This window comes from Streptomyces sp. NPDC004629, from assembly GCF_042873595.1.
In the GTDB taxonomy this organism is placed as follows: Bacteria; Actinomycetota; Actinomycetes; order Streptomycetales; family Streptomycetaceae; genus Streptomyces.
On record NZ_JBIALO010000025.1, the window covers coordinates 85,397 to 110,527 of the forward strand.

Annotated in this window: 22 protein-coding genes; 12 read left to right on the top strand and 10 right to left on the bottom strand. The window is 71.7% G+C overall.

Going from position 1 to position 25,131, the window contains the following annotated elements; translation table 11 throughout:
• Positions 1-139: 139 nt before the first annotated feature.
• Both ACFYTE_RS31250 and ACFYTE_RS31255 read right to left on the bottom strand, forming a co-directional pair.
• Positions 140-1,681 (bottom strand): S8 family serine peptidase, encoded by a 1,542-nt coding sequence (locus ACFYTE_RS31250; protein WP_388717733.1) that lies wholly within the window; start codon positions 1,679-1,681, stop codon positions 140-142.
• A 105-nt stretch (positions 1,682-1,786) separates the two neighbouring features.
• Positions 1,787-3,313 carry a S8 family serine peptidase gene (locus ACFYTE_RS31255; RefSeq protein ID WP_388717736.1) on the bottom strand — a complete coding sequence of 509 codons (1,527 nt, stop codon included), beginning with the start codon at positions 3,311-3,313 and terminating at the stop codon, positions 1,787-1,789.
• 247 nt (positions 3,314-3,560) lie between these two features.
• Here ACFYTE_RS31255 and ACFYTE_RS31260 point away from each other — a divergent pair, with 247 nt between their 5' ends.
• From ACFYTE_RS31260 to moaA, 3 genes are all read left to right on the top strand, one after another.
• Positions 3,561-3,917, top strand: a complete 357-nt coding sequence (locus ACFYTE_RS31260) for a DUF485 domain-containing protein (RefSeq protein ID WP_388717738.1) — start codon at positions 3,561-3,563, stop codon at positions 3,915-3,917.
• Positions 3,914-5,533: a cation acetate symporter gene (locus ACFYTE_RS31265; protein ID WP_388717741.1), complete on the top strand. Its 1,620-nt coding sequence runs from the start codon at positions 3,914-3,916 to the stop codon at positions 5,531-5,533. The genes ACFYTE_RS31260 and ACFYTE_RS31265 overlap by 4 nt, the downstream gene beginning before the upstream one ends.
• A 162-nt stretch (positions 5,534-5,695) precedes the next feature.
• The gene (moaA, locus tag ACFYTE_RS31270; RefSeq protein ID WP_388717744.1) at positions 5,696-6,685 is read left to right on the top strand and encodes a GTP 3',8-cyclase MoaA; all 990 of its coding nucleotides are present in this window, start codon (positions 5,696-5,698) and stop codon (positions 6,683-6,685) included.
• A gap of 79 nt (positions 6,686-6,764) precedes the next feature.
• On the opposite strand, the gene ACFYTE_RS31275 is transcribed toward moaA, so the two are convergent.
• Positions 6,765-6,968, bottom strand: a complete 204-nt coding sequence (locus ACFYTE_RS31275) for a hypothetical protein (protein WP_351736652.1) — start codon at positions 6,966-6,968, stop codon at positions 6,765-6,767.
• A gap of 213 nt (positions 6,969-7,181) precedes the next feature.
• Positions 7,182-7,580: a DUF3099 domain-containing protein gene (locus ACFYTE_RS31280; protein ID WP_388717748.1), complete on the bottom strand. Its 399-nt coding sequence runs from the start codon at positions 7,578-7,580 to the stop codon at positions 7,182-7,184.
• 263 nt (positions 7,581-7,843) lie between these two features.
• On the opposite strand from ACFYTE_RS31280, the gene ACFYTE_RS31285 reads away from it, so the two are divergent.
• On the top strand, positions 7,844-8,128 hold the full coding sequence (locus ACFYTE_RS31285) for a GlsB/YeaQ/YmgE family stress response membrane protein (RefSeq protein WP_388717751.1): 285 nt from the start codon (positions 7,844-7,846) through the stop codon (positions 8,126-8,128).
• 70 nt (positions 8,129-8,198) lie between these two features.
• On the opposite strand, the gene tyrS is transcribed toward ACFYTE_RS31285, so the two are convergent.
• The 3 genes from tyrS to ACFYTE_RS31300 all read right to left on the bottom strand — a co-directional run bounded on the left by tyrS (position 8,199) and on the right by ACFYTE_RS31300 (position 12,535).
• On the bottom strand, positions 8,199-9,467 hold the full coding sequence (tyrS, locus tag ACFYTE_RS31290) for a tyrosine--tRNA ligase (RefSeq protein WP_388717754.1): 1,269 nt from the start codon (positions 9,465-9,467) through the stop codon (positions 8,199-8,201).
• Positions 9,468-9,534: 67 nt separating this feature from the next.
• Positions 9,535-10,929, bottom strand: a complete 1,395-nt coding sequence (locus tag ACFYTE_RS31295; RefSeq protein ID WP_388717757.1) for a metallopeptidase TldD-related protein — start codon at positions 10,927-10,929, stop codon at positions 9,535-9,537.
• An 82-nt stretch (positions 10,930-11,011) separates the two neighbouring features.
• The gene (locus ACFYTE_RS31300; protein ID WP_388717760.1) at positions 11,012-12,535 is read right to left on the bottom strand and encodes a TldD/PmbA family protein; all 1,524 of its coding nucleotides are present in this window, start codon (positions 12,533-12,535) and stop codon (positions 11,012-11,014) included.
• Between the two features lie 239 nt (positions 12,536-12,774).
• Between ACFYTE_RS31300 and fabG the strand changes: the two genes are divergently transcribed.
• The 3 genes from fabG to ACFYTE_RS31315 all read left to right on the top strand — a co-directional run bounded on the left by fabG (position 12,775) and on the right by ACFYTE_RS31315 (position 14,777).
• Positions 12,775-13,479: a 3-oxoacyl-[acyl-carrier-protein] reductase gene (fabG, locus tag ACFYTE_RS31305; protein ID WP_388717763.1), complete on the top strand. Its 705-nt coding sequence runs from the start codon at positions 12,775-12,777 to the stop codon at positions 13,477-13,479.
• Between the two features lie 5 nt (positions 13,480-13,484).
• Positions 13,485-14,252, top strand: coding sequence for an enoyl-ACP reductase FabI (gene fabI / locus ACFYTE_RS31310; protein ID WP_388717766.1), 768 nt, complete (start codon positions 13,485-13,487; stop codon positions 14,250-14,252).
• Between the two features lie 174 nt (positions 14,253-14,426).
• Entirely contained in the window at positions 14,427-14,777 is a 351-nt protein-coding gene (locus ACFYTE_RS31315; protein ID WP_388717768.1) for a hypothetical protein, read from the top strand.
• On the opposite strand, the gene ACFYTE_RS31320 is transcribed toward ACFYTE_RS31315, so the two are convergent.
• The gene (locus tag ACFYTE_RS31320) at positions 14,755-15,447 is read right to left on the bottom strand and encodes a FadR/GntR family transcriptional regulator (RefSeq protein WP_388717770.1); all 693 of its coding nucleotides are present in this window, start codon (positions 15,445-15,447) and stop codon (positions 14,755-14,757) included. The two genes, ACFYTE_RS31315 and ACFYTE_RS31320, sit on opposite strands and share 23 nt — an antisense overlap.
• A gap of 70 nt (positions 15,448-15,517) precedes the next feature.
• Here ACFYTE_RS31320 and ACFYTE_RS31325 point away from each other — a divergent pair, with 70 nt between their 5' ends.
• From ACFYTE_RS31325 to ACFYTE_RS31340, 4 genes are all read left to right on the top strand, one after another.
• On the top strand, positions 15,518-16,870 hold the full coding sequence (locus ACFYTE_RS31325; RefSeq protein WP_388717773.1) for a CynX/NimT family MFS transporter: 1,353 nt from the start codon (positions 15,518-15,520) through the stop codon (positions 16,868-16,870).
• 457 nt (positions 16,871-17,327) lie between these two features.
• Positions 17,328-17,444: an SGM_5486 family transporter-associated protein gene (locus tag ACFYTE_RS31330; RefSeq protein WP_388717775.1), complete on the top strand. Its 117-nt coding sequence runs from the start codon at positions 17,328-17,330 to the stop codon at positions 17,442-17,444.
• 168 nt (positions 17,445-17,612) lie between these two features.
• Positions 17,613-17,819, top strand: coding sequence for a hypothetical protein (locus ACFYTE_RS31335; RefSeq protein WP_388717777.1), 207 nt, complete (start codon positions 17,613-17,615; stop codon positions 17,817-17,819).
• A 79-nt stretch (positions 17,820-17,898) separates the two neighbouring features.
• On the top strand, positions 17,899-18,417 hold the full coding sequence (locus ACFYTE_RS31340; protein ID WP_388717779.1) for a SixA phosphatase family protein: 519 nt from the start codon (positions 17,899-17,901) through the stop codon (positions 18,415-18,417).
• Positions 18,418-18,534: 117 nt separating this feature from the next.
• Here ACFYTE_RS31340 and serB read toward each other — a convergent pair whose 3' ends face one another.
• Together serB and ACFYTE_RS31350 are read right to left on the bottom strand one after the other, a co-directional pair.
• On the bottom strand, positions 18,535-19,743 hold the full coding sequence (serB, locus tag ACFYTE_RS31345) for a phosphoserine phosphatase SerB (RefSeq protein WP_388717782.1): 1,209 nt from the start codon (positions 19,741-19,743) through the stop codon (positions 18,535-18,537).
• A gap of 561 nt (positions 19,744-20,304) precedes the next feature.
• Positions 20,305-22,386: a streptophobe family protein gene (locus ACFYTE_RS31350; protein WP_388717785.1), complete on the bottom strand. Its 2,082-nt coding sequence runs from the start codon at positions 22,384-22,386 to the stop codon at positions 20,305-20,307.
• Positions 22,387-22,627: 241 nt separating this feature from the next.
• On the opposite strand from ACFYTE_RS31350, the gene ACFYTE_RS31355 reads away from it, so the two are divergent.
• A complete protein-coding gene (locus ACFYTE_RS31355; protein WP_388717842.1) occupies positions 22,628-25,114 on the top strand; it encodes an FHA domain-containing protein in 2,487 nt (828 codons plus the stop codon).
• Positions 25,115-25,131: the final 17 nt, after the last annotated feature.

Sequence of the window (25,131 nt, forward strand, 5' to 3'; positions counted from 1 at the left end):
AGCCGAGGAAGGCAACCACACGTCCACCGCCGACCGTTCGGCGCGCCCGGCCCGCCCGCGGCCCCCCGACGGGACTGGGCAGGGGAACAGGCGGGCGGCCCGGACGGGTGTCCTGGTCGCCGCCCGCCCGTGTCCGGTGTTACCTGGTCACGGCCGCCAGGGCGTTCGCCGTGCCCCAGCCGTAGAAGCCGTTGTGGTTCTTCGAGCCCTCGCACACCGCGTCGATCTTGCCATCGCCGTCGATGTCGTACGGGTCGGTGCACGGCGTGGCCGTGGCGCCCGCGTACAGCAGTGCCTTGACGAGGGCCGGCGAGGCGTGCGGGTGGGTGGACTTGATCAATGCGGCGACGCCGGCGACGTGCGGGCTGGCCATCGAGGTGCCGGCCATGTAGCCCCACTTGCCGCCGGGCAGCGGGCCGAGGATCAGACCGCTGGTCGCCGGTGGCTGCGGCGTCTGGTAGGCGGTCGAGTCGCCGCCGGGCGCGGCGATGTCGATGACGCCGAGGCCGTGGTTGGAGAAGGACGACTTGATGCCCTTCGCGCCGGTGGCCGCGACGGTCACCACACCCGGCAACTGGGTCGGTATGTCGTAGCACTTCGACGGGTCGATCACCCGGTCGGACGGGGTGCCGTCGTTGGGCGAGACCGGGTCGGTGATCGAGTCGGCCGCGAGGTCGTAGTTCTCGTTGCCCGCCGCGGCGACGTTGACCGCGCCCTTCTTCTCGGCGTACCGGGAGGCCCGGGTGACGGCCTCGACCAGCGCCTTCTGGTCGGGGTCGTTCTTGCAGTTGAAGTACCACGGGTCGGTGTAATAGCTGTTGTTGGTCACGTCGACGCCGTGCTCGGCCGCCCACACGAAGCCGCAGACCACGGCCTCCGTGTAGAAGAAGCCGTCCGGGTTGGAGACCTTGATGCCGGCCACCTTGACACCCGGCGCCACGCCCGTCATGCCCACGCCGTTCTTGGCGCCCGCGATCTCGCCGGCCACGTGCGTGCCGTGCGGGCTCTCGGACGCGGCGGGCCGCCAGGCGCCGTCGGCCGTGTCCGGCTTGCCCGTCACACAGTTGACGGAGGCCTTCCGGTCGAAGTTGGGCGCGATGTCGGGGTGGGTGTCGTCCACGCCGGTGTCGATGACGGCGACGGTCACCTTCGGGCTGCCGAGGGTCTTCTCGTGCGCCTTGTCCGCCTTGATGGCGGGCAGGTCCCACTGCAGGGGTTCCAACGGGTCCTGTCCGTCCGCCGCCTGCGCCGCGGCGACCTGCTCGGCGCTGAGCGCCTTCGGGGTGCCGACGTCCGTGGTCGACTGCGCGGGCAGCGGCGCGTTGCGGGTGGCACCGGCCGACTCGACGCCGCGCACCGTGCGGACGGTCTTGGCGAAGTCCGGGTTCGACGAGTGGACGACGATCACGCCGATCCGGTCGTACGAGGTCACGACCGTGCCGCCGGCCCGGCCGATGGCCTTCTGCACCTGCTTCGAAGTGCCGTGACCGGGGCGGACGTTGACGACGTAGCTGAGCGAGGTCGCGTCCCCGGAGGCGGGTGCCGTGGCGGTGGTCGCGGCGGTGGTGGTGGCGTCCGCGGCGGACGCGGTGACGTTCGGCAGGAACGCGAGGGCCGTGGCCATGGCCATCCCGACCGGGATCGACAGGGCGCGGAGGTGGCGCGGCTGAGACGCGGTCATGTGTCTGTGTCTCCAGTTCGTTCGCTGTAAGAGCATGCCGTGCATGCCGTGCGGGATTCCTGGCGTGGGGGGAGACTGCGACGTGGGGCGCAGAGAGAGCGGGCGTCAGCGCACCGCGCGGAGCGCGTTGACGATGCCGGACCCGTAGAAGCCGTTGACGCGCTTGCCGCCGACGCAGGTCGCGTCCACGACGCCGTCGCCGTCCCCGTCGTACGGGTCCGTCGGGCACCCGGGGTTGTCCGCCTGGGCCTTGAGCAGCGTCTGAAGCCGGGCCGGGGTCGCGCGCGGGTGCGTGGACTTCAGCAGCGCCGCCACCGCGGCCACGTGCGGGGAGGCCATCGAGGTGCCCTGGAGGAAGCCGTACTGTCCGTTCGGCAGCGTGGAGAGGATGCGGCCGTTCTGCGACGGCGTGTCCGGGATCTGGTACCGGTCGCCGCCCGGGCCGGCCACGTCGACGACGCCCTTGCCGTAGCTGGAGTAGTACGACTTGGCGCCCTTGACGCCGGTCGCGCTGACGGTGACCACGCCCGGCAGCTGGGTCGGCACGTCGAAGCACTTGTGCGGGTCGACGGTGCGGGTCACCGGGGTCGAGTCGTCGGGGCTTGACTCGTCGACGAGGGCGCGCACGTCCAGGTCGTCGTTGGAGTTGCCGGCCGAGGCGACGTTGAGCGTCCCCTTGCGCTGTGCATACAGCTGGGCCCTGTTGACCGCGTCGACGATGGCACGTTGATCGGGGTCGTCCATGCAGTTGTACAGCCACGGATCAACGTAGTAGCTGTTGTTGGTGATCTCCACGCCGTGGTCGGCGGCGAAGACGAAGGCGCAGACGACGCTCTCCGGGTAGAACAACTGCGTCGAGTCGGGCTGCGCGACGGTGATGCTCGCGACCTTCACGCCGGGCGCGACGCCCGCGACGCCCGTTCCGTTGCGGGCCGCGGCTATCTCGCCCGCCACGTGCGTGCCGTGGTAGTGGTCCGCGTCCACCGGCCGCCAGGCGCCGTACGTCGTGTCCGCCTTGCCGCTCACGCAGTTCGCGGACTGGGCGGCCGAGAAGTTGGGGGCGATGTCCGGGTGCGTGTCGTCGACGCCCGTGTCGATGACGCCCACGGTCACCGACCTGCTGCCCGGGTTGATCCGCGCGGCCTTGTCGGCGCCGATCGCCCGCAGGTCCCACTGGTCGGCCTCCAGGGGCTCCTGGCCCGAGGCCGAACGCTGCGCGAGCTTCGCTGCCTGCGCCTTCGACAGGACCTGCACCGCGCCCTCGTCCGTGGTGCCCGCGGCGCCGAGCGGCGCGGTGCGGGTGGCGCCCGCCGACTGCACCCCGCGCACGGCGCGCATCTTCCGGCCGAAGTCGGGGTTCGACGAGTGGACGACGAGCACGCCGATCCTGTCGTACGTCGCGACGATGCTGCCGCCGTTCGCGGTCACCGCCTTCCGCACCGACGCGACGGTGCGATGGCCGGTCGCGGTGTTGACGACGTAGGCCAGCGAAGGACCGTCCGCCGCTGGGGCCGTCGACGCCGCCGCGGGAGCCGCCGACGCCGCCGACGGCAGGAAGCCCAGCGAGGCGGTTAACGACAGCACGACCGGCACGGCGAGGCCGAGCCGGCGTCTGGAACGCAGATGAAACATGGGGTCTCCACATCATCCGAAAACGAAACCGCCCGAGACACAGGTGCTGCTCGGGCAGGTACATGACGGGTGGTGCACGGCGAAACTATCTCCCTGCCTCGCTGGCCAGCAATGACTTGGGGGGACGACTTCGGAAAGAACTCATAGGACTTGAACCTGCCCTCGCGTGGCGCCGTGGACCTTCGACAGGGAGCACGAGCACGATCGAGCCCCCGTCCGCGATCCACCCGCAACCCGAGGAGACTCCGTGGCTACCGAGACACCGCCCCACTCTGAACCCCATCACCGACTCCCCTCCACCGAGGAGTTCGTCGCGGTGCAGGAGAGCGCGGAGTTCGGTGAACTGCGCCGCTCCTACCGCTCCTTCGCGTTTCCGCTGACCGTCGCGTTCATCGCCTGGTACCTGCTGTACGTGCTGCTGTCCAACTACGCGGGCGGCTTCATGGGCACCCAAGTGTTCGGCAACATCAACGTGGCCCTCGTCCTCGGCCTCGCCCAGTTCCTCACCACGTTCCTCATCGCCTGGTGGTACGCGCGGCACGCCGCCGCGAAGCTGGACCCCAAGGCCGAGGCGATCAAGTCCCGGACGGAGGGCGGCGCATGAGCCCCGCGATCACCCTGGCCGCAGGCGAGGCCAGCGAGCACCGGACGCTGATCATCACCCTGTTCGCGGTGTTCGTCGCCGCGACCCTCGTCATCACCGTCTGGGCGGGCCGGCAGACCAAGGACGCCAGCGACTTCTACGCGGGCGGACGGCAGTTCACCGGCTTCCAGAACGGCCTCGCCGTCTCCGGCGACTACATGTCCGCGGCGTCCTTCCTCGGCATCGCGGGCGCCATCGCCCTGTTCGGCTACGACGGCTTCCTGTACTCCATCGGCTTCCTGGTCGCCTGGCTCGTCGCGCTGCTCCTGGTCGCCGAGCCGCTGCGCAACTCCGGCCGCTACACCATGGGCGACGTGCTCGCCTACCGGATGCGCCAGCGCCCCGTCCGCACCGCGGCAGGCACCTCCACGATCGTCGTGTCGATCTTCTACCTGCTGGCCCAGATGGCCGGCGCGGGTGTCCTCGTCTCCCTGCTGCTCGGCATCACCAGCGACGGCGGCAAGATCGGCATCGTCGCCCTGGTCGGCGTCCTGATGATCGTCTACGTCACGATCGGCGGCATGAAGGGCACCACCTGGGTGCAGATGGTCAAGGCCGTGCTGCTCATCCTGGGCGCCCTGCTGCTGACCTTCCTCGTCCTGCTGAAGTTCGACTTCAACATCTCCGACCTGCTGGGCTCGGCCGCCGACAACAGCGCCAAGGGCAGCGCCTTCCTGGAACCCGGCCTCAAGTACGGCGCGACGGGCACCACCAAGCTGGACTTCATCTCGCTCGGCATCGCCCTGGTCCTGGGCACCGCCGGCCTGCCGCACATCCTGATCCGCTTCTACACGGTGCCCACCGCCAAGGCCGCCCGTAAATCGGTGATCTGGGCGATCGGCCTGATCGGAGCCTTCTACCTGATGACCCTCGCCCTCGGCTTCGGCGCCGCCGCGCTGATCAAACCGGACGAGATCATCGCCTCCAACAAGGCGGGCAACACGGCCGCGCCCCTGCTCGCCCTGCACCTCGGCGGAGTGGACTCCAACTGGGGCGCCATCCTGCTCGCCACCATCTCCGCGGTCGCCTTCGCCACGATCCTCGCGGTGGTCGCCGGACTGACACTGGCCTCGTCCTCCTCCTTCGCCCACGACATCTACGCCAACGTCATCAAGAAGGGCCAGGCCACCGAGAAGCAGGAACTGCGCGCGGCGCGCTGGGCCACGGTCGGCATCGGCGCCGTCTCCATCGTGCTGGGCGCCCTCGCCCGCGACCTGAACGTCGCCGGTCTGGTGGCCCTCGCCTTCGCGGTCGCCGCCTCCGCGAACCTGCCGACGATCCTCTACAGCCTGTTCTGGAAGCGGTTCACCACCAGCGGCGCGCTGTGGTCGATCTACGGCGGCCTGATCACCGCGGTCGGCCTGGTGCTGTTCTCACCGGTGGTCTCCGGCAAGGAGACGTCGATGTTCCCCGACGTCGACTTCCACTGGTTCCCGCTGGAGAACCCGGGCATCATCTCCATCCCGGTCGGCTTCCTGCTGGGCGTCGTCGGCACGCTCCTGTCGAAGGAGACACCGGACGCCGGCAAGTACGCGGAACTGGAGGTACGGTCCCTGACCGGCACCGGAGCCCACTGAACGACCGGCACGGACGGCCGCGGCGCAGCGATCTGCGCCGCGGCCGTCCGCGCGGTCCGGCGGGACCGGCCTTCGGCCGATGTCGGCGCCGTCACGTAGGCTCGCAGGTGACGGAAGACAACCGAGGAAAAAAGCGTCTCAGGGACGAGGGAGGGGGCCCACGTGCTCATCGACACCTACGGCCGGGTGGCCACCGACCTGAGGGTCTCGCTGACCGACCGGTGCAATCTGCGGTGCACCTACTGCATGCCCGAGGAGGGCCTGCAGTGGCTGGGCAAGCCCGACCTGCTCACCGACGACGAGATCGTCCGTCTGATCGATGTCGCGGTCACCTCACTCGGCATCCGCGAGGTCCGCTTCACCGGCGGTGAGCCCCTGCTGCGCCCCGGCCTGGTCGGCATCGTGGAGCGGGCCGCGGCCCTGCACCCGCGCCCCCGGCTGTCCCTCACCACCAACGGCATCGGCCTGAAGCGCACCGCCGCGGCCCTCAAGGCGGCCGGCCTCGACCGGGTCAATGTCTCCCTCGACACGCTCCGCCCGGACGTCTTCAAGGCCCTCACCCGTCGCAACCGCCATCAGGACGTCCTGGACGGCCTCGACGCCGCCCGGGCCGCGGACCTCACCCCGGTCAAGGTCAACACCGTCCTGATGCCGGGACTGAACGAGGACGAGGCCCCGGACCTCCTCGCCTGGGCGCTGGAGCACGACTACGAACTGCGCTTCATCGAGCAGATGCCCCTGGACGCCCAGCACGGCTGGAAGCGCGAGGGCATGGTCACGGCCGGCGACATCCTGGCCGCCCTGCGCACCCGCTTCGAGCTGGCCCCGGAGGCCGCAGGGGAGCGCGGCTCGGCCCCGGCCGAACGCTGGCTGGTGAACGGCGGCCCGCAGCGCGTCGGCGTCATCGCCTCCGTCACCCGCCCGTTCTGCGCGGCCTGCGACCGCACCCGGCTGACCGCGGACGGCCAGATACGCACCTGCCTGTTCGCCCGGGAGGAGACCGACCTGCGCGGTGCGCTCCGCTCCGGTGCGCCCGACGAGGAGATCGCCCGTATCTGGCGGCTCGCGATGTGGGGCAAGAAGGCCGGTTCCGGTCTGGACGACCCGTCGTTCCTCCAGCCGGAGCGGCCCATGTCGGCGATCGGCGGCTGAGGCGTCCGCCCGGGGCGCGACCGGCCACGACGCCGCCGCGGACGAGCGGCGGCCCGTCACGGCTCTCCCGGTGGAGCGCTCAGCGCTCCTCCCACTCCCGCAGCGGCACGACGTCCTTCAGGAACCCCCGCACCCCGAGGAACTGCGACAGATGCTCCCGGTGCTCCTCGCAGGCCACCCATGTCTTGCGCCGCTCGGGCGTATGGATCTTCGGGTTGTTCCAGGCCAGCACCCATGCGGCGGCCGCCCGGCACCCCTTGGCTGAACAGATAGCGTCACTCACCGGTTCGTCCCACAAAGGCCCCGCACACAAGGCGACGCCGAGCAGCCACGGGGGGAGCTGCCCGGCGTCGGTCCGTCGCTCCGACGGGGGATGCGGAGCGCGTAGGAAGTATGTCACGGGTGACCGTGCGCCCGGCACCGGAACAACATGATTGATCTGAGCATTTCTGCGTCGGCCGTGCGCCGGACGCACGCTTCCCGCCATCCGCGGAGGTCATGCCGGGTCGGTCCGCTCACCGCCCACCCCCGTCGGCGGATCGGCCCGCGTGCGCTCCGGATCGGGTTCCGTCCGGTCGTCCGGCGAGCGCGACGGCGTGATCATCGGCCGCATCGGCTTGGTCACGAAGGTCGACGGCAGCGACGGCGGCCGCTCCCGGCCCGCGTTGGCGATCACCACCGCGACATAGGGCAGAGCCGCCCCGAGCACCAACGCCACGATGGCGACGGGCCGTTCGACGTTCCACAGCGAGACCGCGAGGATCACCGAGACGGTACGGATGGACATCGAGATGACATACCGGCGCTGCCGCCCGCGCACATCTTCGGCCAGGCCCGTCCGGGCCCCGGTGATCCGGAACACCTGGACGTTGCCGCCACCGTGCTGCTTCCGCATCACAATCCACCATCCGCCCGCTTCGGGACTCTCCCCGGCCCGTACCCGGCCCCGCACCCGGTGCGGGGCACCGGACCAGGACAGCATCCACGTTACGCCGTCCCTGCGCCGCCTTCGAGACCGGGTCGCCTCCCGCCCGGGCGAACGATGTGCGCCGTATCGCGTAGCGCGCGTACCCCACACGGCCGTACCCGACGTGCGCCGTTCGGCGGTCCGTCCGAGACTGGGCGTAATGCTCACGTCGAGCCGACGAGGAGGCAGCCATGGGCTGGTTGTGGGCGATCATCGTGGGGTTCGTGCTGGGTGTGATCGCCAAGGCGGTCATCCCGGGCAAGCAGCACAGCCCGCTCTGGCTGACCACCATCTTCGGCATGCTCGGCGCCATCGTGGGCAACGCGGTCGCCCGCGCCGCCGGCGTCGCCTCGACCCCGGGCGTCGACTGGACCCGGCACCTCTTCCAGCTGATCGCCGCGATCATCATCGTCCTTCTCGGGGACATGGCGTACATGGCGGTGCGGGGCAGGAGGAAGCAGGAGCGGCGGGTCTGAGACCGACGGCGGACACGACGAGGGGCGGCCCCTGGCGCGGGGCCGCCCCTCGTCGCTGTGCGGTCTCGGCTCAGCCGGCCGTCACCTCCACCGCCGCCAGGTTCTTCTTGCCCCGGCGCAGCACCAGCCAGCGGCCGTGCAGCAGGTCCTCCGTGGCGGGGACCGCGTCCTCGGCGGTGACCTTCACGTTGTTCACGTAGGCGCCGCCCTCCTTGACCGTCCGCCGCGCGGCCGACTTGCTGGGCACCAGGCCGACCTCGGCGAACAGGTCGGTCACCTGTCCCAGCTCGGCGACCCGGACGTGCGGCACCTCCGACAGGGCAGCCGTCAGCGTCCGCTCGTCGAGCCGGTCCAGCTCGCCCTGGCCGAACAGCGCCCTGGACGCGGCGATCACCGCCTCCGTCTGGTCGGCGCCGTGCACCAGCGTCGTCAGTTCCTCGGCCAGCGCGCGCTGCGCCGCCCTGGCCTGCGGACGCTCCTCGGTCTGCCGCTCCAACTCCTCAAGCTCCGCACGGGACTTGAAGGACAGGATCCGCAGGTACGGGGAGATGTCCCGGTCGTCCACGTTCAGCCAGAACTGGTAGAACGCGTACGGTGACGTCATCTCCGGGTCGAGCCAGACCGCGCCGCCCTCGGTCTTGCCGAACTTGGTGCCGTCCGCCTTCGTCATCAGCGGCGTCGCCAGCGCGTGCACGCTCGCGTGCGGCTCCAGCCGGTGGATCAGGTCGAGACCGGCCGTGAGGTTGCCCCACTGGTCGCTGCCGCCCTGCTGGAGCGTGCAGCCGTACCTCCGGTAGAGCTGCAGGAAGTCCATGCCCTGCAGGATCTGGTAGCTGAACTCCGTGTAGCTGATGCCCTGGTCGGACTCCAGGCGGCGGGCCACGGAGTCCTTCGTGAGCATCTTGTTGACCCGGAAGTGCTTGCCGATGTCCCGCAGGAACTCGATCGCGGACAGCCCCTCGGTCCAGTCCAGGTTGTTGACCATGACCGCCGCGTTCTGCCCCTCGAAGGACAGGAACGGCTCGATCTGGCCGCGCAGCCGGTGCACCCAGCCGGCCACCGTCTCCGGGTCGTTCAGCGTGCGCTCCGCGGTCGGGCGCGGGTCACCGATCAGCCCCGTCGCGCCGCCCACCAGCGCCAGCGGCCGGTGCCCGGCCTGCTGGAGCCGGCGCACGGTCAGCACCTGCACCAGATGCCCCACGTGCAGCGACGGCGCGGTCGGGTCGAAACCGCAATAGAACGTGACGGGACCGTCCGCGAGCGCCTTGCGCAAAGCGTCCTCGTCGGTGGACAGGGCGAACAGCCCGCGCCACTTCAGCTCGTCGACGATGTCCGTCACGGTTCTCGTGTCTCCTCGGATGATCTTCGGCCGGCCGGCTGACGGCCGACCGGGAACGCCTACGAGGTTATACGCCCTGGCTGACCGAACTCATATTGAAATCGGGGACGCGTAGCGCCGGCATCGCGGCCCGGGTGAACCAGTCGCTCCACTCGCGCGGCAGCGTCTTCTCGGTCCGCCCGGCCTCGGTGGCACGCCCCAGCAGATCCACCGGCGACTCGTTGAACCGGAAGTTGTTGACCTGCCCGGTCACCTCCCCGTTCTCCACGAGGTACACGCCGTCCCGGGTCAGCCCCGTCAGCAGCAGCGTCGCCGGGTCGACCTCGCGGATGTACCAGAGGCAGGTCAGCAGCAGCCCGCGTTCGGTGTCCGCGACCATCTCGTCCAGCGAGCGGTCCTCGCCCCCGTCCAGGATCAGGTTCCCGATCGCCGGGGCCACCGGGAGCCCGGTCAGGGCCGCGCTGTGCCGGGTGGTCGTCAGGTGCTTCAGCTCACCGTCGCCGATCCAGTCCGTGCCGCGCACCGGCAGCCCGTTGTCGAACACCGACTGATCGCCCCCGGAGGAGTGCGCGACCACGAACGGGGCGCTCTCCAGACCCGGCTCGTCCGGGTCGCTGCGCAGGGTCAGCGGCAGCTCGGTGAGCTTTTCGCCGAGGCGGGTGCCGCCGCCCGGCCTGGAGAACACCGTCCGGCCCTCGGCCGCGTCCCGGCCCGACCCCGACCACAGCTGGTAGATGAGCAGGTCCGCCACCGCGGTCGGCGGCAGCAGCGTCTCGTAGCGGCCCGCGGGCAGCTCCACCCGTCGCTCGGCCCAGCCGAGGCGGACGGCCAGCTCGGCGTCGAGCGCGCCCGGGTCGACGTCCTTGAAGTCCCGTGTCGAGCGCCCCGCCCACGCCGAGCGGGTACGGTCCGGGGACTTCGCGTTCAGCTCCAGCGTGCCGGTGGGCTGGTCGTGCCGCAGCCGCAGCCCGGTGGACGTGCCCAGATACGTGGAGACCAGCTCGTGGTTGGCGAAGCCGTACAGTTCCCGGCCGCCCGCACGCGCGCGTGCGAACGCCTCGCCGAGCGCCGGGGCGAAGTCCGCGAACACCGCCGACGAGGTCTCGGCGGGCGCGTCCGTGAAGTCCGGCGCCTGAGGCACCCCCGTGACCAGCGGCTGGGCGTCCTCGGCGGGGCCGGCGCCGCGCGCGGCGGCCTCGGCGGCCCGCACCAGGGGCTCCAGCTCCTCGGCGGTCACGGCCGCGCGGGAGACCACCCCGGAGGCCGTGCCCTCCTTGCCGTCGACGGTGGCGACCACGGTCAGCGTCCGCCCGCGGGTCACACCGTTGGTGGTCAGCGCGTTGCCCGCCCAGCGCAGATTGGCGGTCGAGTGCTCGTCGGCGATCACCACACAGCCGTCGGCCCGGGACAGCGCGAGCGCCTGCTCGACGACCTCGTGCGGCTTGTTGCTACGGGCACTCATCGACCGGCCTCCTGCGTCGTGTTGAGACTGTGCTTTCCCGGGGGGCGACCCCCGGACCCCCGGCCGGTTCCGAATCCGCCGTTCATCGACCGGCCTCCTGCGTCGTGTTGAGGATGCTGACGCCCTTGAAGAGGGCGGAGGGGCAGCCGTGGGACACCGCGGCCACCTGACCCGGCTGGGCCTTGCCACAGTTGAAGGCGCCACCCAGCACATACGTCTGCGGGCCGCCGACGGCCGCCATGGAACCCCAGAAGTCGGTGGTCGTGGCCTGGTAGGCGACGTCCCGCAACTGGCCGGCGATCCGTCCGTTCTCGATCCGGAAGAAGCGCTGCCCGGTGAACTGGAAGTTGTAGCGCTGCATGTCGATCGACCAGGACCGGTCGCCGACGACATAGATCCCGCGGTCGACGCTGCCGATCAGATCCTCCGTGGACAGCCCCGCCGGGTCCGGCCGGAGCGACACGTTGGCCATGCGCTGCACGGGCACATGTCCGGGCGAGTCGGCGAACGCGCACCCGTTGGACCGGTCGAAGCCGGTCAGCCTCGCGATCCGCCGGTCCAGCTGGTAGCCGACCAGGGTGCCGTCCTTCACCAGGTCCCAGGACTGGGCCGCGACGCCCTCGTCGTCGTACCCGACGGTGGCCAGGCCGTGCTCGGCGGTCCGGTCACCGGTGACGTTCATCAGCTCGGAGCCGTACTTGAGCTTGCCCAGCTGGTCGAAGGTGGCGAAGGAGGTGCCCGCGTAGGCGGCCTCGTAGCCGAGGGCACGGTCCAGCTCGGTGGCGTGGCCGATGGACTCGTGGATGGTCAGCCACAGGTTGGACGGGTCGACGACCAGGTCGTACGGGCCCGGCTCCACGCTCGGCGCGCGCATCTTCTCGGCGAGCAGCTCGGGCATCCGGGCCAGCTCGCCGTCCCAGTCCCAGCCGGTGCCGGTCAGATACTCCCAGCCGCGGCCCACCGGCGGGGCGAGGGTGCGCATCGAGTCGAACTCGCCGCTGGACTCGTCGACCGACACCGCGGTCAGCTGCGGATGTAGCCGCACCCGCTGCTGTGTGGTCACCGTCCCCGCGGTGTCGGCGTAGAACTTGTTCTCGTGCACGGTGAGCAGCGAGGCGTCCACGTGGTTGACGCCGTCCGCCGCGAGCAGCCGGGCGCTCCAGTCGGCCAGCAGCGCCGACTTCTCCTCGTCGGGCACCGAGAACGGATCGATCTCGTACGACGAGATCCATGTCCGGTCGGCGTGCACCGGCTCGTCGGCCAGCTCCACCACTTCCTCCGACCCGGCGGCCCTGATCACCTCGGCGGACAGCTTCGCCATCGCCACGGCCTGCGCGGCGACCTTGGCGGCGGCGTCGAGGGTCAGGTCGACCCCCGACGCGAAGCCCCACGTGCCGCCGTGCACGACCCGCACCGCGTATCCGAGGTCGGTGGTGTCGGACGACCCGGCCGGCTTGGCGTCCCGCAGCCGCCAGGACGCGCTGCGCACCCGCTCGAACCGGAAGTCCGCGTGCTCGGCCCCCAGCGCACGCGCGCGCGCCAGCGCGGCGTCGGCGAGGGCCCGTAGCGGAAGCGCCGTGAAGGCTTCGTCGATGGAATGAGGCACCGAGGTCTCCCTGCTGTCGTGGCCTGTCGGCTCCGATGATGTCGCGCTACCGGGCCCGCGGACCACACGTTTCTGCGTGACGTCCGCCGTTTCTGTAGGGATCCGACAGTGACCCGCGCGCGCCACTGTCGGTGCCCGAATGCCCGCAGGCGGTCCGCTACCGATAGATTTTCGACGAAGCCGCCTGTCATCCAGGTGTTCGGGCGGATGTGTCAGACCGCTATCGAAAGGGTGATCCGTTGAGCCGCTCGGTTCTCGTCACCGGAGGCAACCGGGGCATCGGCCTCGCCATCGCCCGCGCTTTCGCCGACGCCGGCGACAAGGTCGCGATCACGTACCGCTCGGGCGAGCCGCCGTCCGGCTTCCTGGCCGTCAAGTGTGACATCACCGACCCCGAACAGGTGGAGCAGGCCTACAAGGAGATCGAGGCCGAGCACGGCCCGGTCGAGGTGCTGATCGCCAACGCCGGCGTCACCCGGGACCAGCTCCTGATGCGCATGTCCGAGGAGGACTTCACCTCCGTACTCGACACCAACCTGACCGGTACCTTCCGGGTGGTCAAGCGCGCCAACCGGGGCATGCTGCGCGCCCGCAAGGGCCGTGTCGTCCTCATCTCGTCGGTCGTCGGGCTGCTGGGCTCGGCGGGGCAGGCGAACTACGCCGCCTCCAAGGCCGGGCTCGTCGGCTTCGCGCGCTCCCTCGCCCGCGAGCTGGGCTCGCGCAACATCACCTTCAACGTCGTCGCACCCGGCTTCGTGGACACCGACATGACGCGGGTGCTCACCGACGAGCAGCGCGCGGACATCGTCGCGCAGGTCCCGCTCGGGCGTTACGCGCAGGTGGAGGAGATCGCCGCGACGGTGCGGTTCCTCGCCTCGGACGACGCCTCGTACATCACTGGAGCCGTCATTCCCGTTGACGGCGGACTGGGAATGGGTCACTGATCACCATGAGCGGAATTCTCGACGGCAAGCGCATCCTGATCACCGGTGTGCTGACGGAGTCCTCCATCGCCTTCCACGCGGCCAAGCTGGCCCAGGAGCAGGGCGCCGAGATCATCCTGACCGCGTTCCCGCGGCCCACTCTGACCGAGCGCGTCGCCAAGAAGCTGCCGAAGCCCACCAAGGTCATCGAGCTGGACGTCACCAACGACGAGCACCTGGGCCGGCTGGCCGACGTCGTCGGCGAGGAGCTGGGCGGCCTCGACGGCGTCGTGCACTCCATCGGCTTCGCGCCGCAGGACGCGCTCGGCGGCAACTTCCTCAACACGCCGTTCGAGTCCGTGGCCACCGCCATGCACGTCTCGGCGTACTCGCTGAAGTCGCTGACCGTGGCCTGCCTGCCGCTGATGCAGAACGGCGGCTCGGTCGTCGGCCTCACCTTCGACGCCCAGTACGCCTGGCCGCAGTACGACTGGATGGGCCCGGCCAAGGCCGCCCTGGAGGCGACCAGCCGGTACATGGCGCGCGACCTGGGCAAGCAGAACATCCGCTGCAACCTCATCTCCGCGGGCCCGCTCGGCTCCATGGCCGCCAAGTCCATCCCGGGCTTCAGCGACCTGGCGTCCGTCTGGGACAGCCGCTCCCCGCTGGAGTGGGACCTGAAGGACCCTGAGCCGGCCGGCCGCGGCATCGTCGCCCTGCTGAGCGACTGGTTCCCGAAGACCACCGGCGAGATCATCCACGTGGACGGCGGTCTGCACGCCATCGGCGCCTGATCACCGCGCATCCGCCCGACGACCGAGGCCCCCACCCCGCGGTGGGGGCCTCGGCCCGTGCCGGACTCACCCGTTCGGCCCACCGGCCGGGCAGGGACCGGCCGCGACCGCGCACTCTGGAGTACGCGTTCCCCTCGCGCATCCGCTCCCCAGCCCGGCCGAGGAGGTCCCCTTGTGCGCCTGCCCCGCAGCCTGGCCTCGGCGACCACGGCCCTCGCCCTCGCCCTGTCCCTGCCGTACGAGGCGATGCCCCACGCGCGTGTGCGCGACGACGGGAAGGTGGCTGTGCCACCGTTCGGGGCGGAGTGCCGCACCTCCGTCCGCGGGTCCCATGTGGTGGCCTACTGCCACAACCCGTACGTCGGCACCGACCGCGTGCGTCTGCACATCGAGTGCGCCCGCTGGTGGGACCTGGACACCGACGGCGAACCGGTCGACGACGGTCCCGCGACGACCGTACGGCTGACGGGTCGCTGCTGGAAGGAGGTCGGCTCGGTGTGGATCAGCCACCAGAAGGCGGACTGAGCCGGCCCGGGCGGCACAGGAACGGATAACTCGCCGCCTCCCGCCCGGCCGCCTCCGCGTCGCCCGCGCGGATCGCGTCGACCAGCCGGGAGTGGTCCATGTGCGTCTCGGGCGACAGATCGGCGCCCACGTCGGCGCGCAGCCAGTCCCGCAGCACCTCGCCCAGGTCGGCGGACATGGCGGTCATGACGTCGTTGTGGGAGGCGGCCACCACCGCCAGATGGAAGGTGGCGTCCGCCGTCACGAAGGCCTCCGCGTCGCCCGACTCCCAGGCCTCCTCGCGCCGCACGAGCAGCGCGTCCAGCTGCTTGAGGTCCTTCTCGGTGCGCCGCCGCGCCGCCAGCGTCGCCGCGGCCGACTCCAGTGTGGAGCGCAGCTCGGCGATGTGCCGCGGGTCGGCGTCGGCGAAGCGCCGCTGCATCACGCCCGCCAGCTCGCTGGTCGCCACGACATAGGTCCCGGAGCCCTGGCGGATGTCCAGCAGGCCGTTGTGGGCGAGCGCGCGGACGGCCTCGCGGACCGTGTTGCGGGCGACACCGAGCTGCTCGACCAGCTCCGGCTCGGTCGGGATACGGGAGCCGACCGGCCACTCGCCGGTGGCGATCTGGTTCCGCAGCTCTGCGATGACCTGCTCGGACAGCGCCGAGCGGCGGGGGTGGCTCAGTGGCATGGCACACCTTCGCACGGGAGGGCCGGGTGGTGGCGACCCGGGAATGGACAACCAATCATCCCATGATTCTATGATGTCTCTCATGGCACGTGAGGAAACCCGCATGACAGACACGGCGACGCGGTCCACGGACCCGTCGCCCACCACCGCCACCACCGAAGCCGAGCACGACGCGTCCGGCGGGACGCACGGCACCCCGACCGCCGAGGCCGGCCCCACGCGCGCGTGGGCGACGCGTCTGGTCATCGTCGGCATCGTGCTCGCCGCGCTGAACCTCCGCCCCGCCATCACCAGCCTCGGCGCCCTCCTGGAGGAGGTCCGCGACGGCCTCGGCATGAGCGGCAGCGTGGCCGGGCTGCTCACCTCCGTACCCCCGCTCTGCTTCGCCGTCTTCGGCGTCATGGCGCCGCGGCTCGCCCGCCGCTTCGGGCCCGGCGCGGTGGTGTGCGCCGGCATGGCCGCGATCACCGCGGGCCTGGTCATCCGCCCGTACGTCGGGGGCACCGCCGGATTCCTGGCCGCCAGCGCCCTCGCGCTCATGGGCATCGCGGTCAGCAACGTCCTCATGCCGGTCATCGTCAAGCGCTGGTTCCCGGACCGGGTGGGCTCCATGACCGGCCTGTACTCGATGGCCCTCGCCCTCGGCACCTCGCTGGCCGCCGCGATCACCGTGCCCATGACCGATGCGCTCGGCGGCAGTTGGCGCGTCGGCCTCGGCGTGTGGGCCGCGCTCGCCGCGGCGGCGGTCCTGCCGTGGCTGCCACTGGTCCGGGACCCGCGGGGCGCCCCCGCGCCGGCGGCCGCGCCCGCTGCGGGCCGGCAGCCCGCCGCGGCTCCGCTGCGGATCACCCGCAGCCGTACGGCCTGGGCACTCGCCGTCTTCTTCGGGCTCCAGGCCACCGCCGCCTACATCACCATGGGCTGGATGGCGCAGATCTTCCGCGACGCGGGCGTCTCCGCGGGCACGGCGGGACTGCTGCTCGCCGTCACCATGGTCATGGGCGTACCGCTGGCCTTCGTGATCCCGCGCCTGGCCACCCGGCTGCCCCACCAGGGGCCGATCGTGGTGGCGCTCGGCATCTGCGGCCTGGCCGGCTACGCGGGCCTTTATCTGGCCCCGGCCGGCGGTGCCTGGGCGTGGGCGCTGCTGATCGGCATCGCCAACTGCGCCTTCCCGCTGGCGCTCACCATGGTCGGCATGCGGGCCAGGACCGGCGCGGGTGTCGCCCAGCTCTCCGCGTTCGCGCAGAGCACCGGCTATCTGATCTCCATCCCCGGGCCGCTGCTGGTCGGGGTGCTCTACCAGCACAGCGGCGGCTGGGGCCTGCCCATCGCCCTCATGGCCGGCCTCATGGTCCCGCAGATAGCGGTGGGCATACTGGCGGGCCGCGACCGGACAATCGAAGACGAAGCCCTCCGCTGACACCCCGGCCGACCGAAACGGCTGGTGTCCCATCCGGCCTGCCGAGACGGCTGGGGTCCCACCCGGCCGGCCGACGGCTGGTGTCCCACCCGGCCGACTGACGGCTGGTGTCCCACCCGGCCTGTCGGGACGGCTGGGGTCCCCGGCCCGCCGAAACGGACAGGGTCCCACCGGGCCCGGCGCCGGACCTCGGAACCCGCCCGCCGGCCGACTGACCGACGGCCGCGAGCCACCCCACCGCGGCCCCCGGCCCGACTCGAACCCGGGAGGGCCCCGGACCGGGCCGTCGCCCGTCCGGCCCTGGGCCCCGCCTTCCTGCCCGCCCGCCTCACCGACGGTCAGGGCCCGCCCGTGTCGCTGTCGGCCCCTGGTCCGGGGTGTCGGGGTGCGAGCCGGCGGGGTGGTTTCTCCGGCCCCGGCGGGTTGGGCGTGGGTGCGGGGTGCGAGACTGGGGCGCATGCCCGTGCTCGATCCGAACCCCCAGAACGGCCAGAAGAAGATGCTGATCGTCTTCGGCTCGTTCTTCGCCATCTTCGTACTCATCGCCATCATCGCGACCCTCGCGTCCCCCTGACCCCACCACCGCAGCCGATGGTGGGGCCAGCCCCACCATCCCCTAGGGGGTGAGTGTCAGGGTGAACTGGGTGGATCACCGGATGGGCCGGCGCCCGCGGATTCCCTACCTTCGAGAGGTGACCGCGACAGGCGGTCACCGACCACTCGGAGACCAGCGGAGGCGATCATGTCGGCCCGTACGCACACCCGGCCCCACCCGGCGACCACGGGTGGCGTCGACATTCGGCTGCCCTGGTGGGCGCTGGCCCTGCCCGTGCTCGCCTTCGTCTCCCTGCTGGTGCTGCTCCTCAACCCCTCGGACGCCCAGGCGGCCACGGACCAGCCGGCCATCGCCCAGTTCCTCGAACGCGTACAGCAGCTGCTGACCCGATGACCCCGGGGTCGGCCGGTCCGGTCCGGTCGGGTGTCAACTCCCTGCGCCCCATGGCCTGTTTCATGCGAAGCTGGATCTCATGAGCGTCGCAGAACCCCGCAGGATCGTCCTCTTCCGGCATGCGAAAGCCGACTGGCCACAGGTGACCGACCATGAGCGGCCGCTCGCCGAGCGGGGCCGCATGGACGCGGCAGTGGCCGGCCGCAGACTGGCCGACAGCGGCATCTCCTTCGACCTGGCCCTGTGCTCCACCGCGGTGCGGACCCGCGAGACCTGGAAGCTCGCCGTGCAGGAGCTGCCGCACCGGCCGAAGACCGTCTACGAGGAGCGGCTCTACGAGGCCTCGCCCGGCGAGATCATCGCCGTGCTCAACGAGGTGCCCGACGACGCCCGGAACCTGGTCCTGGTCGGCCACAACCCGGGCGTGCACGGCCTGGCCGAGATCCTTTCCGGTTCCGCCGACGGCGACGCGGGCGAGCGGATGAAACACCGTGGCTTCCCCGCCGCGGCCTTCGCCATGCTGACCTTCGACGGCTCGTGGAAGGGCCTGGAGCCGGGCACCGCGGCGCTCGCGGACTACTGGGCGCCGTCCGACTGACCCCCGTACGACCCTTACGAGACGCGCAGGACCGTACGACCCGTACGGCCGCTACGACCCCGACGGGGCCCGGTGCCGCGGCGGTGCCGGGCCCCGGGGCAGGGGCGTCCCGGCCGCTCAGTCCTCGTCGTGGGCGTCCGCCGCCTCGACCTCTTCGCGGGTGATGCCCAGCAGGTACAGCACCGTGTCCAGGAAGGGCACGTTCACCGCGGTGTGCGCGGCCTCGCGGACCACCGGCTTGGCGTTGAAGGCGACGCCCAGACCGGCCGCGTTCAGCATGTCCAGGTCGTTGGCGCCGTCGCCGATCGCCACCGTCTGGGCGAGCGGGACGCCGGCCTCGGCGGCGAACCGGCGCAGCAGCCGTGCCTTGCCCGCGCGGTCGACGACGTCCCCTATGACCCGGCCCGTCAGCTTCCCGTCGACGATCTCCAGGGTGTTGGCGTGGGCGAAGTCCAGTCCCAGCCGCTCCTTGAGATCGTCGGTGACCTGGGTGAACCCGCCGGAGACCACGCCGACTTGGTAGCCGAGTCGTTTCAGCGTGCGGATCAACGTGCGCGCGCCCGGCGTCAGCCGCACCTCACCGCGCACCTTGTGCACGACCGAGGCGTCCAGCCCCGCGAGCAGCGCCACGCGCGCGTGCAGCGACTGCTCGAAGTCCAGTTCCCCGCGCATGGCGGCGGCGGTCACCTCGGCGACCTGCTCCTCGCAGCCGGCGTGCGCGGCGAAGAGTTCGATCACCTCGTCCTGGATGAGGGTCGAGTCGACGTCCATGACGACCAGCCGCTGCGCCCGCCGGTGCAGGCCCGCGGCGACGACCGCTATGTCGACGCCGAGTGCCGCTGCGTCGGCCACCAGGGAGGTGCGCAGCGGCTCGGTCTCCACGCCGGACACCGCGAACTCGACTGCGGTCACCGGGTACTTGGCGAGGCGGAAGATCCGGTCGATGTTGCCGCCGACCTTCGCGATCCGGGCGGCGACGGCGGCCGTCGACTCGGCGGTGAGCGGATGGCCGAGGACGGTGACCAGGGAGCGGCCGAGTCCGCGCGGACGGTTGTCGCCGTGTCCGGAGATGATCTCCGCCTGCATCTTCATCGCGTCGGCCCAGCTGTGCACCGTGGCCCGCAGATCACCCTCAAGACCGGCGGTCGGCTGGGTCACGAGCGCGCAGAGCACCAGTCGGCCGCGGGTGACGACCTGTTCGATGTCGACCACGTCGACGGAGAAGGCGGCAAGGGTGTCGAAGAGGCCGGCCGTGATGCCCGGCCTGTCCTTGCCGAAGATCTTGACGAGGAGGGTGGGGACCTCGGAAGTCTGCGAAGCGCTCATGGTGCATCCACCGTATCCGGCACCCAGTGCCCTACGCCCCCGAGGTCCGCCTGGCGGACACGGAACAATAGGTGTCGGGTCGGTGTCCGACGCCTTGCGGCAGAGCCACGACCGTGGCGCCGACGGCCGGGCCCGGGCGACTGACCAGCGCCGTCGTACGGTCCGTCCGCGCCGCCGCACGGCCCGCCGCACGCCCATGCCCTCGCGCCCGCGCCGCATGCCACCCCGGCCCCTACGGCGCCCTCGCCCGACAGCACCGCCGCGGTCACCGCGTGCCGCCACGAGCCCCCTGCCGGCGACCGTCTGTCGCCCGGTGCGGCACGGCCCAGTGCCTTGCGTCTGGCCGCCCCCGGTGGCGCTGCGGGTGGGGGTGATGGCGGGGTCGCCGGGTGCCGCCACGAGCCCTCTGTCGGCGACCGTCCGTCGTCCGGTGCGGCATGGCTCAGTGCCCTGCGTCCGGCCGTCCTGGTGGCGCCGCGGGTGGGGGTGTGGTGGGGGCGATATCGGGTGCCGCCGCGAGACCTCTCCCCGTGAACCGGCCGTCGGCCCGTGTGGCATGGCTCAGTGTCTTCCGTCTGGTCGCCCCGGTGGCGCCGCAGGCGGTGGTGGGGGGCCGTCGTCGGGGTGGTCGGGGGGTCGGTCCCCGGTGCGCGGTTCGGGGCGGTGCCGGGGTCGCGGCGGCGGGGCCAGTGGCCGGGCCAGGGTGGTGGCGTCGTACACATCGCCGGGCGGCGGCGGGCCGGCGGGTGGCCGCGGCTGCTCGGCCTCGCGCGGCCCGGAGCCCCCGGCGCCCCGCAGCTCGTCCGGCAGCCGGAGATAGGGGTTCGTCCCGGGGTTGGGCGGTCGGTACGGCACCCGAGGCGTGTACGGTCCGCTGCCCCCGACGTCGCCGAGATGCCCGTACGTCGTCGGCCGGCCGGTACCGCCCGCCGGGTCGCCCAGGGCCAACGGTGCCGCCTGCCGGCCCGCGGCCCCGGACACCCAGGCGAGCACCGCGCCCGCGGCTCCCGCCCCGGCACCCCAGGCGGCCCCGAGGAGCAGCGCCGCAGCAAGATGCCCGTGCAGTTCGACCCCGGCGCCCAGCGCGTCGAGGCCCAGCACGGACAGCGAGGCGTCCACGGAGACGTCGGCCAGCCAGGCGAGCAGGGGCAGCGCCAGCGCGGTCACGGCCCCCAGCCGCAGCGCACAGCGCCCCGCGAACCCGAGGACCCCAGAACCGCGCGGACCCACACCGCCCGCGCCCGACAACCCCACTCCACCCGCCGCCCCGGAGTCTGCTGTCCCGGAGCCAGCCGCCAGGGAGCCCCCCGTCCCGGAGCCCGCCCCCGTCCTGGATCCGGCCGTCCCGGAGCCAGCCGCCCTGGAGCCCCCCGTCCCGGAGCCCGTCGCCCTGGAGCCCGCCGCCCCGGAGCCCCCCGTCCCGGAGCCCGCCGCCCCGGAGCCCGTCGCCCTGGAGCCCGCCGCCCCGGAGCCCCCCGTCCCGGAGCCCGCCGCCCCGGAGCCCCCCGTTTCCCGGTCGTCGCTCGTCCCCACCGGAGTCCGTACCGCGGTCAGTACTCCCGCCGACAGCATCATGAGGGCCGCCGCCGCCCCGAGCAGCCACACCCTGCCGTCCAGCTCGGCCAGCCGCGCCAGCGTCACGGGCCGGTCGGGCCTCCCGGCGAGGAGCCGGTCCAGCGGGTCGGGCAGCAGGGCGGTCAGGGCGCCGGTGGCCCTGCCGTCGAAGGGCACGAGCAGACCGAGGGGGACGCCCAGCCACACCCCGTTGGGCGCGCCGAGCAGGGCCGCGCCCGCGATGCGCCGGGGGTGCTCGTCGCCGATCGCCGCGTACGCCGCCGCCGCGAGCCCCGCCACGACGGCCACGACCAGCACGCCGACGAGGGCCGAGACCGCCGGCCGGACCACCCGGCGCACGGCGTCGAAGCCGCGCGGCAGGGGAGTGCGGCGCGAGGCGAGCAGCGCGATCAGCAGCACACCCGCTGACCAGCCCAGCCCGCCGAGCAGGGTGGGCGCGGTGTCCACGGTGAAGCCGACCGCCGCCTTCGCGTCGATGAGGTCGCCGAGCCGGTCGGGCAGCAGCCCGCCGATGTCTCCGAGGTCACCGAGCCCGGGGACGCCGGGACCGCCGCCGACGCCCCCGCCCGTGCCGGGCAGCCGGTCGAGCCCGAGCGCACCGCCGTCGATCGTGACGACGTCGTGCCCGGCCCAGGCGAGCCCGCCCAGCATCGCCACGAACAGCGCGACCACCGCCCCCGCGCGCGCGAGGAGTTCCGACGGGGCGATCACAACGCCGGCCGCGCGCAGGGACCGTAGGAAGAACCACGACAACAGCAGGGCGCCCACGAGACTCACGCCGAGTGGCGTGATCTCGACGGCCGTATGCGTCTGAGCGCCTTTCAGTCCGAAAGCGGACAGATCTCCGGACGGCGAGAGGGAACCACCCGCCCCGAGCGCCACAACCGCCGCCGTCATCGGCCCCAGTGAGCCGGCCGAGTCGGCTCGCAGCAGATGCAGACCGAGCGCGGCCGTTCCCGCCATCCCGATCAACGCCCAGCTCACGGCGGTGATCGCGGACAGCAGGACATCTCCCCACGGCAGCCGCCCGCCGTGCCGCTCGGTCCTGACGTGCGTGGCAGCGCTCATGGCAGACCCCCCGATCCGCGGCGCGGCCGTCGGCCGCGCATGCCCCCCTCGCGGGGGATTACCACTTTCCGCGCCGGTTTCAACCCCGTCAACGGAAAGACGTCGCAGCGCTGGTACGCGCTCGTGACAAGGCCCGACTTTCGGTCACAGGGGCGGGCCTGGAATAGTTCCCCACGATGTTCGACATCCCTAGACTCCCTGCGACGGGGGAAATTCGGGGGACAACTCAGTGGGGCATGGAGTGCCGGAACTCGTACTGGAATCAAACGGAAGAACCTGGACGCTCGACCCGTCCAGGCACTACACCCTCGGACGCGATCCGCAGGGAGACATCGTGTTCGACGACGCCAGGGTCTCCTGGCGGCACGCCACGGTCAGCTTCAACGGCCGCAGTTGGGTCATGGAGGACCACGGCAGCACCAACGGCACCTTTGTGCAGGGCCAGCGGATCCACCAGGTGGAGATCGGCCCCGGCTCGGCCGTGCACCTGGGCAACGCCACGGACGGGCCGCTGGTGAACCTGTCCGGTGCCGCGGCCGTGGCCGCGCAGCCGCAGCAACAGCCGTACGCGGCCCAGGGCGCGGCGGCCGGCTGGGCCCAGCAGCCGCCGCAGCAGGACTGGCAGCAGCCGCAGCAGGCGGCCCAGCAGCCGTCGATCCCGCAGCAGCAGCGACCCGGTGGTGGCGCGGGGGCGCCGCCGGTCTACGGCGACCGCAGCCCCACCACGTTCCACCAGTTCGCGCTCGGCCGCGTGATGCGCATCGGCCGTGCCCTGGAGAACGACCTGGTCGTCTCCGACCTCCAGGTCTCCCGCAACCACGCCGAGTTCCACGCGACGCCCGACGGCCGCATGGAGATCCGCGACCTCGGCTCGCACAACGGCACGTACGTCAACGGCCAGCCGATCGCCAAGGGCGGCTCGGCACTGCTCGGCCCGAACGACATCGTCGGTGTCGGCCACTCCACCTTCCGTATCGTCGGCGACCGCCTGGAAGAGTTCGTCGACACCGGTGAGGTCTCCTTCTCGGCCCGCCATCTGACGGTCACGGTCGACGGGGGCAAGCAGATCCTCAAGGACGTCTCCTTCGGCGTCCCGGAGAAGTCCCTGATCGCGGTCATCGGCCCGTCCGGCTCGGGCAAGTCGACCCTGCTCAAGGCGCTCACCGGCTACCGGCCCGCCAACCAGGGCGAGGTCCTGTACGACAACCGCAACCTGTACAAGCAGTTCGCCGAGTTGCGCCAGCGCATCGGACTGGTCCCGCAGGACGACATCCTGCACAAGGAACTGACCGTCAAGAAGGCCCTCAAGTACGCGGCCAAGCTGCGCTTCCCGGCCGACACCACGGCCGCCGAGCGCGAGGCCCGCATCGACGAGGTGCTACGCGAGCTGAAGCTGGACATCCACAAGGAGAAGAAGGTCACCTCCCTCTCCGGCGGCCAGCGCAAGCGCGTCTCGGTGGCCCTCGAACTGCTCACCAAGCCCTCGCTGATCTTCCTCGACGAGCCGACCTCCGGCCTCGACCCGGGCATGGACCGCGATGTGATGCAGTTGCTGCGCGGCCTCGCCGACGACGGCCGCACGGTCCTCGTCGTCACCCACTCCGTCGCCGAACTGGCCCTGTGCGACAAGCTCCTGGTGATGGCCCCGGGCGGCGCGGTCGCCTACTTCGGTCCGCCCGAGGAGGCGCTGAACTTCTTCGGCTACGACACCTGGGCCGATGTCTTCTCCGCCTTCGAGAACTACCGCGACTACGACTGGTCCGGCCGCTGGAAGGGCTCGCAGCACTACCAGATGTACGCCGCGGACATCGACGCGGTCGCGCCGCAGTCCGTACAGGTGCCGCCGATGCAGGCGATGAAGCCGCCGAAGCCGCAGGGCTGGATGTCGCAGTTCGGCACGCTGGTGCGCCGCTACATCTCGGTGATCGCCTCCGACCGGGGCTTCCTCGCCCTGATGGTGATCCTGCCGGCCGTGCTCGGCGCGGTGAGCCTGCTCATCGACGCGGACAAGGGCCTGCTGCCCAACCCGCCGCGCGCCAACGGCCAGATCGTCCCCAACGGCACCGCGACCACCGTCCTGCTGATCCTCGCGGTCGGCGCCTGCTTCGCGGGCGCCGCGAACTCCGTCCGCGAGCTGATCAAGGAACGGGTCATCTACGAGCGGGAGCGCGCCACCGGCCTGTCGCGCTCGGCGTATCTGATGTCCAAGGTGTTCGTGCTGGGCATGATCACCGTGCTGCAGGGCCTGCTGGTCGGCGTGATCGGCTTCGCGAGCCGGGAGATCCCCGAGGAGGGCCTGGTCCTCGGCGGTGCCGCGCTGGTCGAACTGTCGCTGCCGATCATGGCGCTCGGCTTCACCTCGATGATGTTCGGCCTGATCATCTCCTCGCTGGTGAAGACGGCCGAGAAGACCATGCCGCTGCTGGTGATGTTCGCGATCATCCAGGTGGTGTTCACGGGCTGTCTGTTCACCCTGCACGGCTCGATCGGCGTCAACGAGTTCTCGTATCTGATGCCGTCGCGCTGGGCCGTCGCCGCCGCCGGCGCCACGCTGGACTTCAACAAGATCAGCCCTCCGGAGTCGGCCGGGGACACCGACCCGCTGTGGGACCACACCGTCGGCGCCTGGGGCATGGACATGGCCGCGCTGATCGCCCTCGGCGTGGTCTGCGGGTTCTTCGTGGCCCGCTTCCTGCGCCGCCACGAGCCGGAGGTCATGCGCAAGTAGGCGCGTTCGGCCGCCGA

What these genes read in the sequence shown, in the direction of transcription:
- ACFYTE_RS31280 (WP_388717748.1), bottom strand. Translation starts at nt 7,580, where the DNA reads ATGCGGAAGCAGCACGGTGGCGGCAACGTCCAGGTGTTCCGGATCACC.
- ACFYTE_RS31285 (WP_388717751.1), top strand. Translation starts at nt 7,844, where the DNA reads ATGGGCTGGTTGTGGGCGATCATCGTGGGGTTCGTGCTGGGTGTGATC.
- ACFYTE_RS31330 (WP_388717775.1), top strand. Translation starts at nt 17,328, where the DNA reads ATGCCCGTGCTCGATCCGAACCCCCAGAACGGCCAGAAGAAGATGCTG.
- ACFYTE_RS31250 (WP_388717733.1), bottom strand. Translation starts at nt 1,681, where the DNA reads ATGACCGCGTCTCAGCCGCGCCACCTCCGCGCCCTGTCGATCCCGGTC.
- fabI (WP_388717766.1), top strand. Translation starts at nt 13,485, where the DNA reads ATGAGCGGAATTCTCGACGGCAAGCGCATCCTGATCACCGGTGTGCTG.
- ACFYTE_RS31350 (WP_388717785.1), bottom strand. Translation starts at nt 22,386, where the DNA reads ATGAGCGCTGCCACGCACGTCAGGACCGAGCGGCACGGCGGGCGGCTG.
- ACFYTE_RS31295 (WP_388717757.1), bottom strand. Translation starts at nt 10,929, where the DNA reads ATGAGTGCCCGTAGCAACAAGCCGCACGAGGTCGTCGAGCAGGCGCTC.
- ACFYTE_RS31320 (WP_388717770.1), bottom strand. Translation starts at nt 15,447, where the DNA reads ATGCCACTGAGCCACCCCCGCCGCTCGGCGCTGTCCGAGCAGGTCATC.
- ACFYTE_RS31335 (WP_388717777.1), top strand. Translation starts at nt 17,613, where the DNA reads ATGTCGGCCCGTACGCACACCCGGCCCCACCCGGCGACCACGGGTGGC.
- ACFYTE_RS31255 (WP_388717736.1), bottom strand. Translation starts at nt 3,313, where the DNA reads ATGTTTCATCTGCGTTCCAGACGCCGGCTCGGCCTCGCCGTGCCGGTC.
- ACFYTE_RS31340 (WP_388717779.1), top strand. Translation starts at nt 17,899, where the DNA reads ATGAGCGTCGCAGAACCCCGCAGGATCGTCCTCTTCCGGCATGCGAAA.
- ACFYTE_RS31265 (WP_388717741.1), top strand. Translation starts at nt 3,914, where the DNA reads ATGAGCCCCGCGATCACCCTGGCCGCAGGCGAGGCCAGCGAGCACCGG.
- serB (WP_388717782.1), bottom strand. Translation starts at nt 19,743, where the DNA reads ATGAGCGCTTCGCAGACTTCCGAGGTCCCCACCCTCCTCGTCAAGATC.
- ACFYTE_RS31325 (WP_388717773.1), top strand. Translation starts at nt 15,518, where the DNA reads ATGATGTCTCTCATGGCACGTGAGGAAACCCGCATGACAGACACGGCG.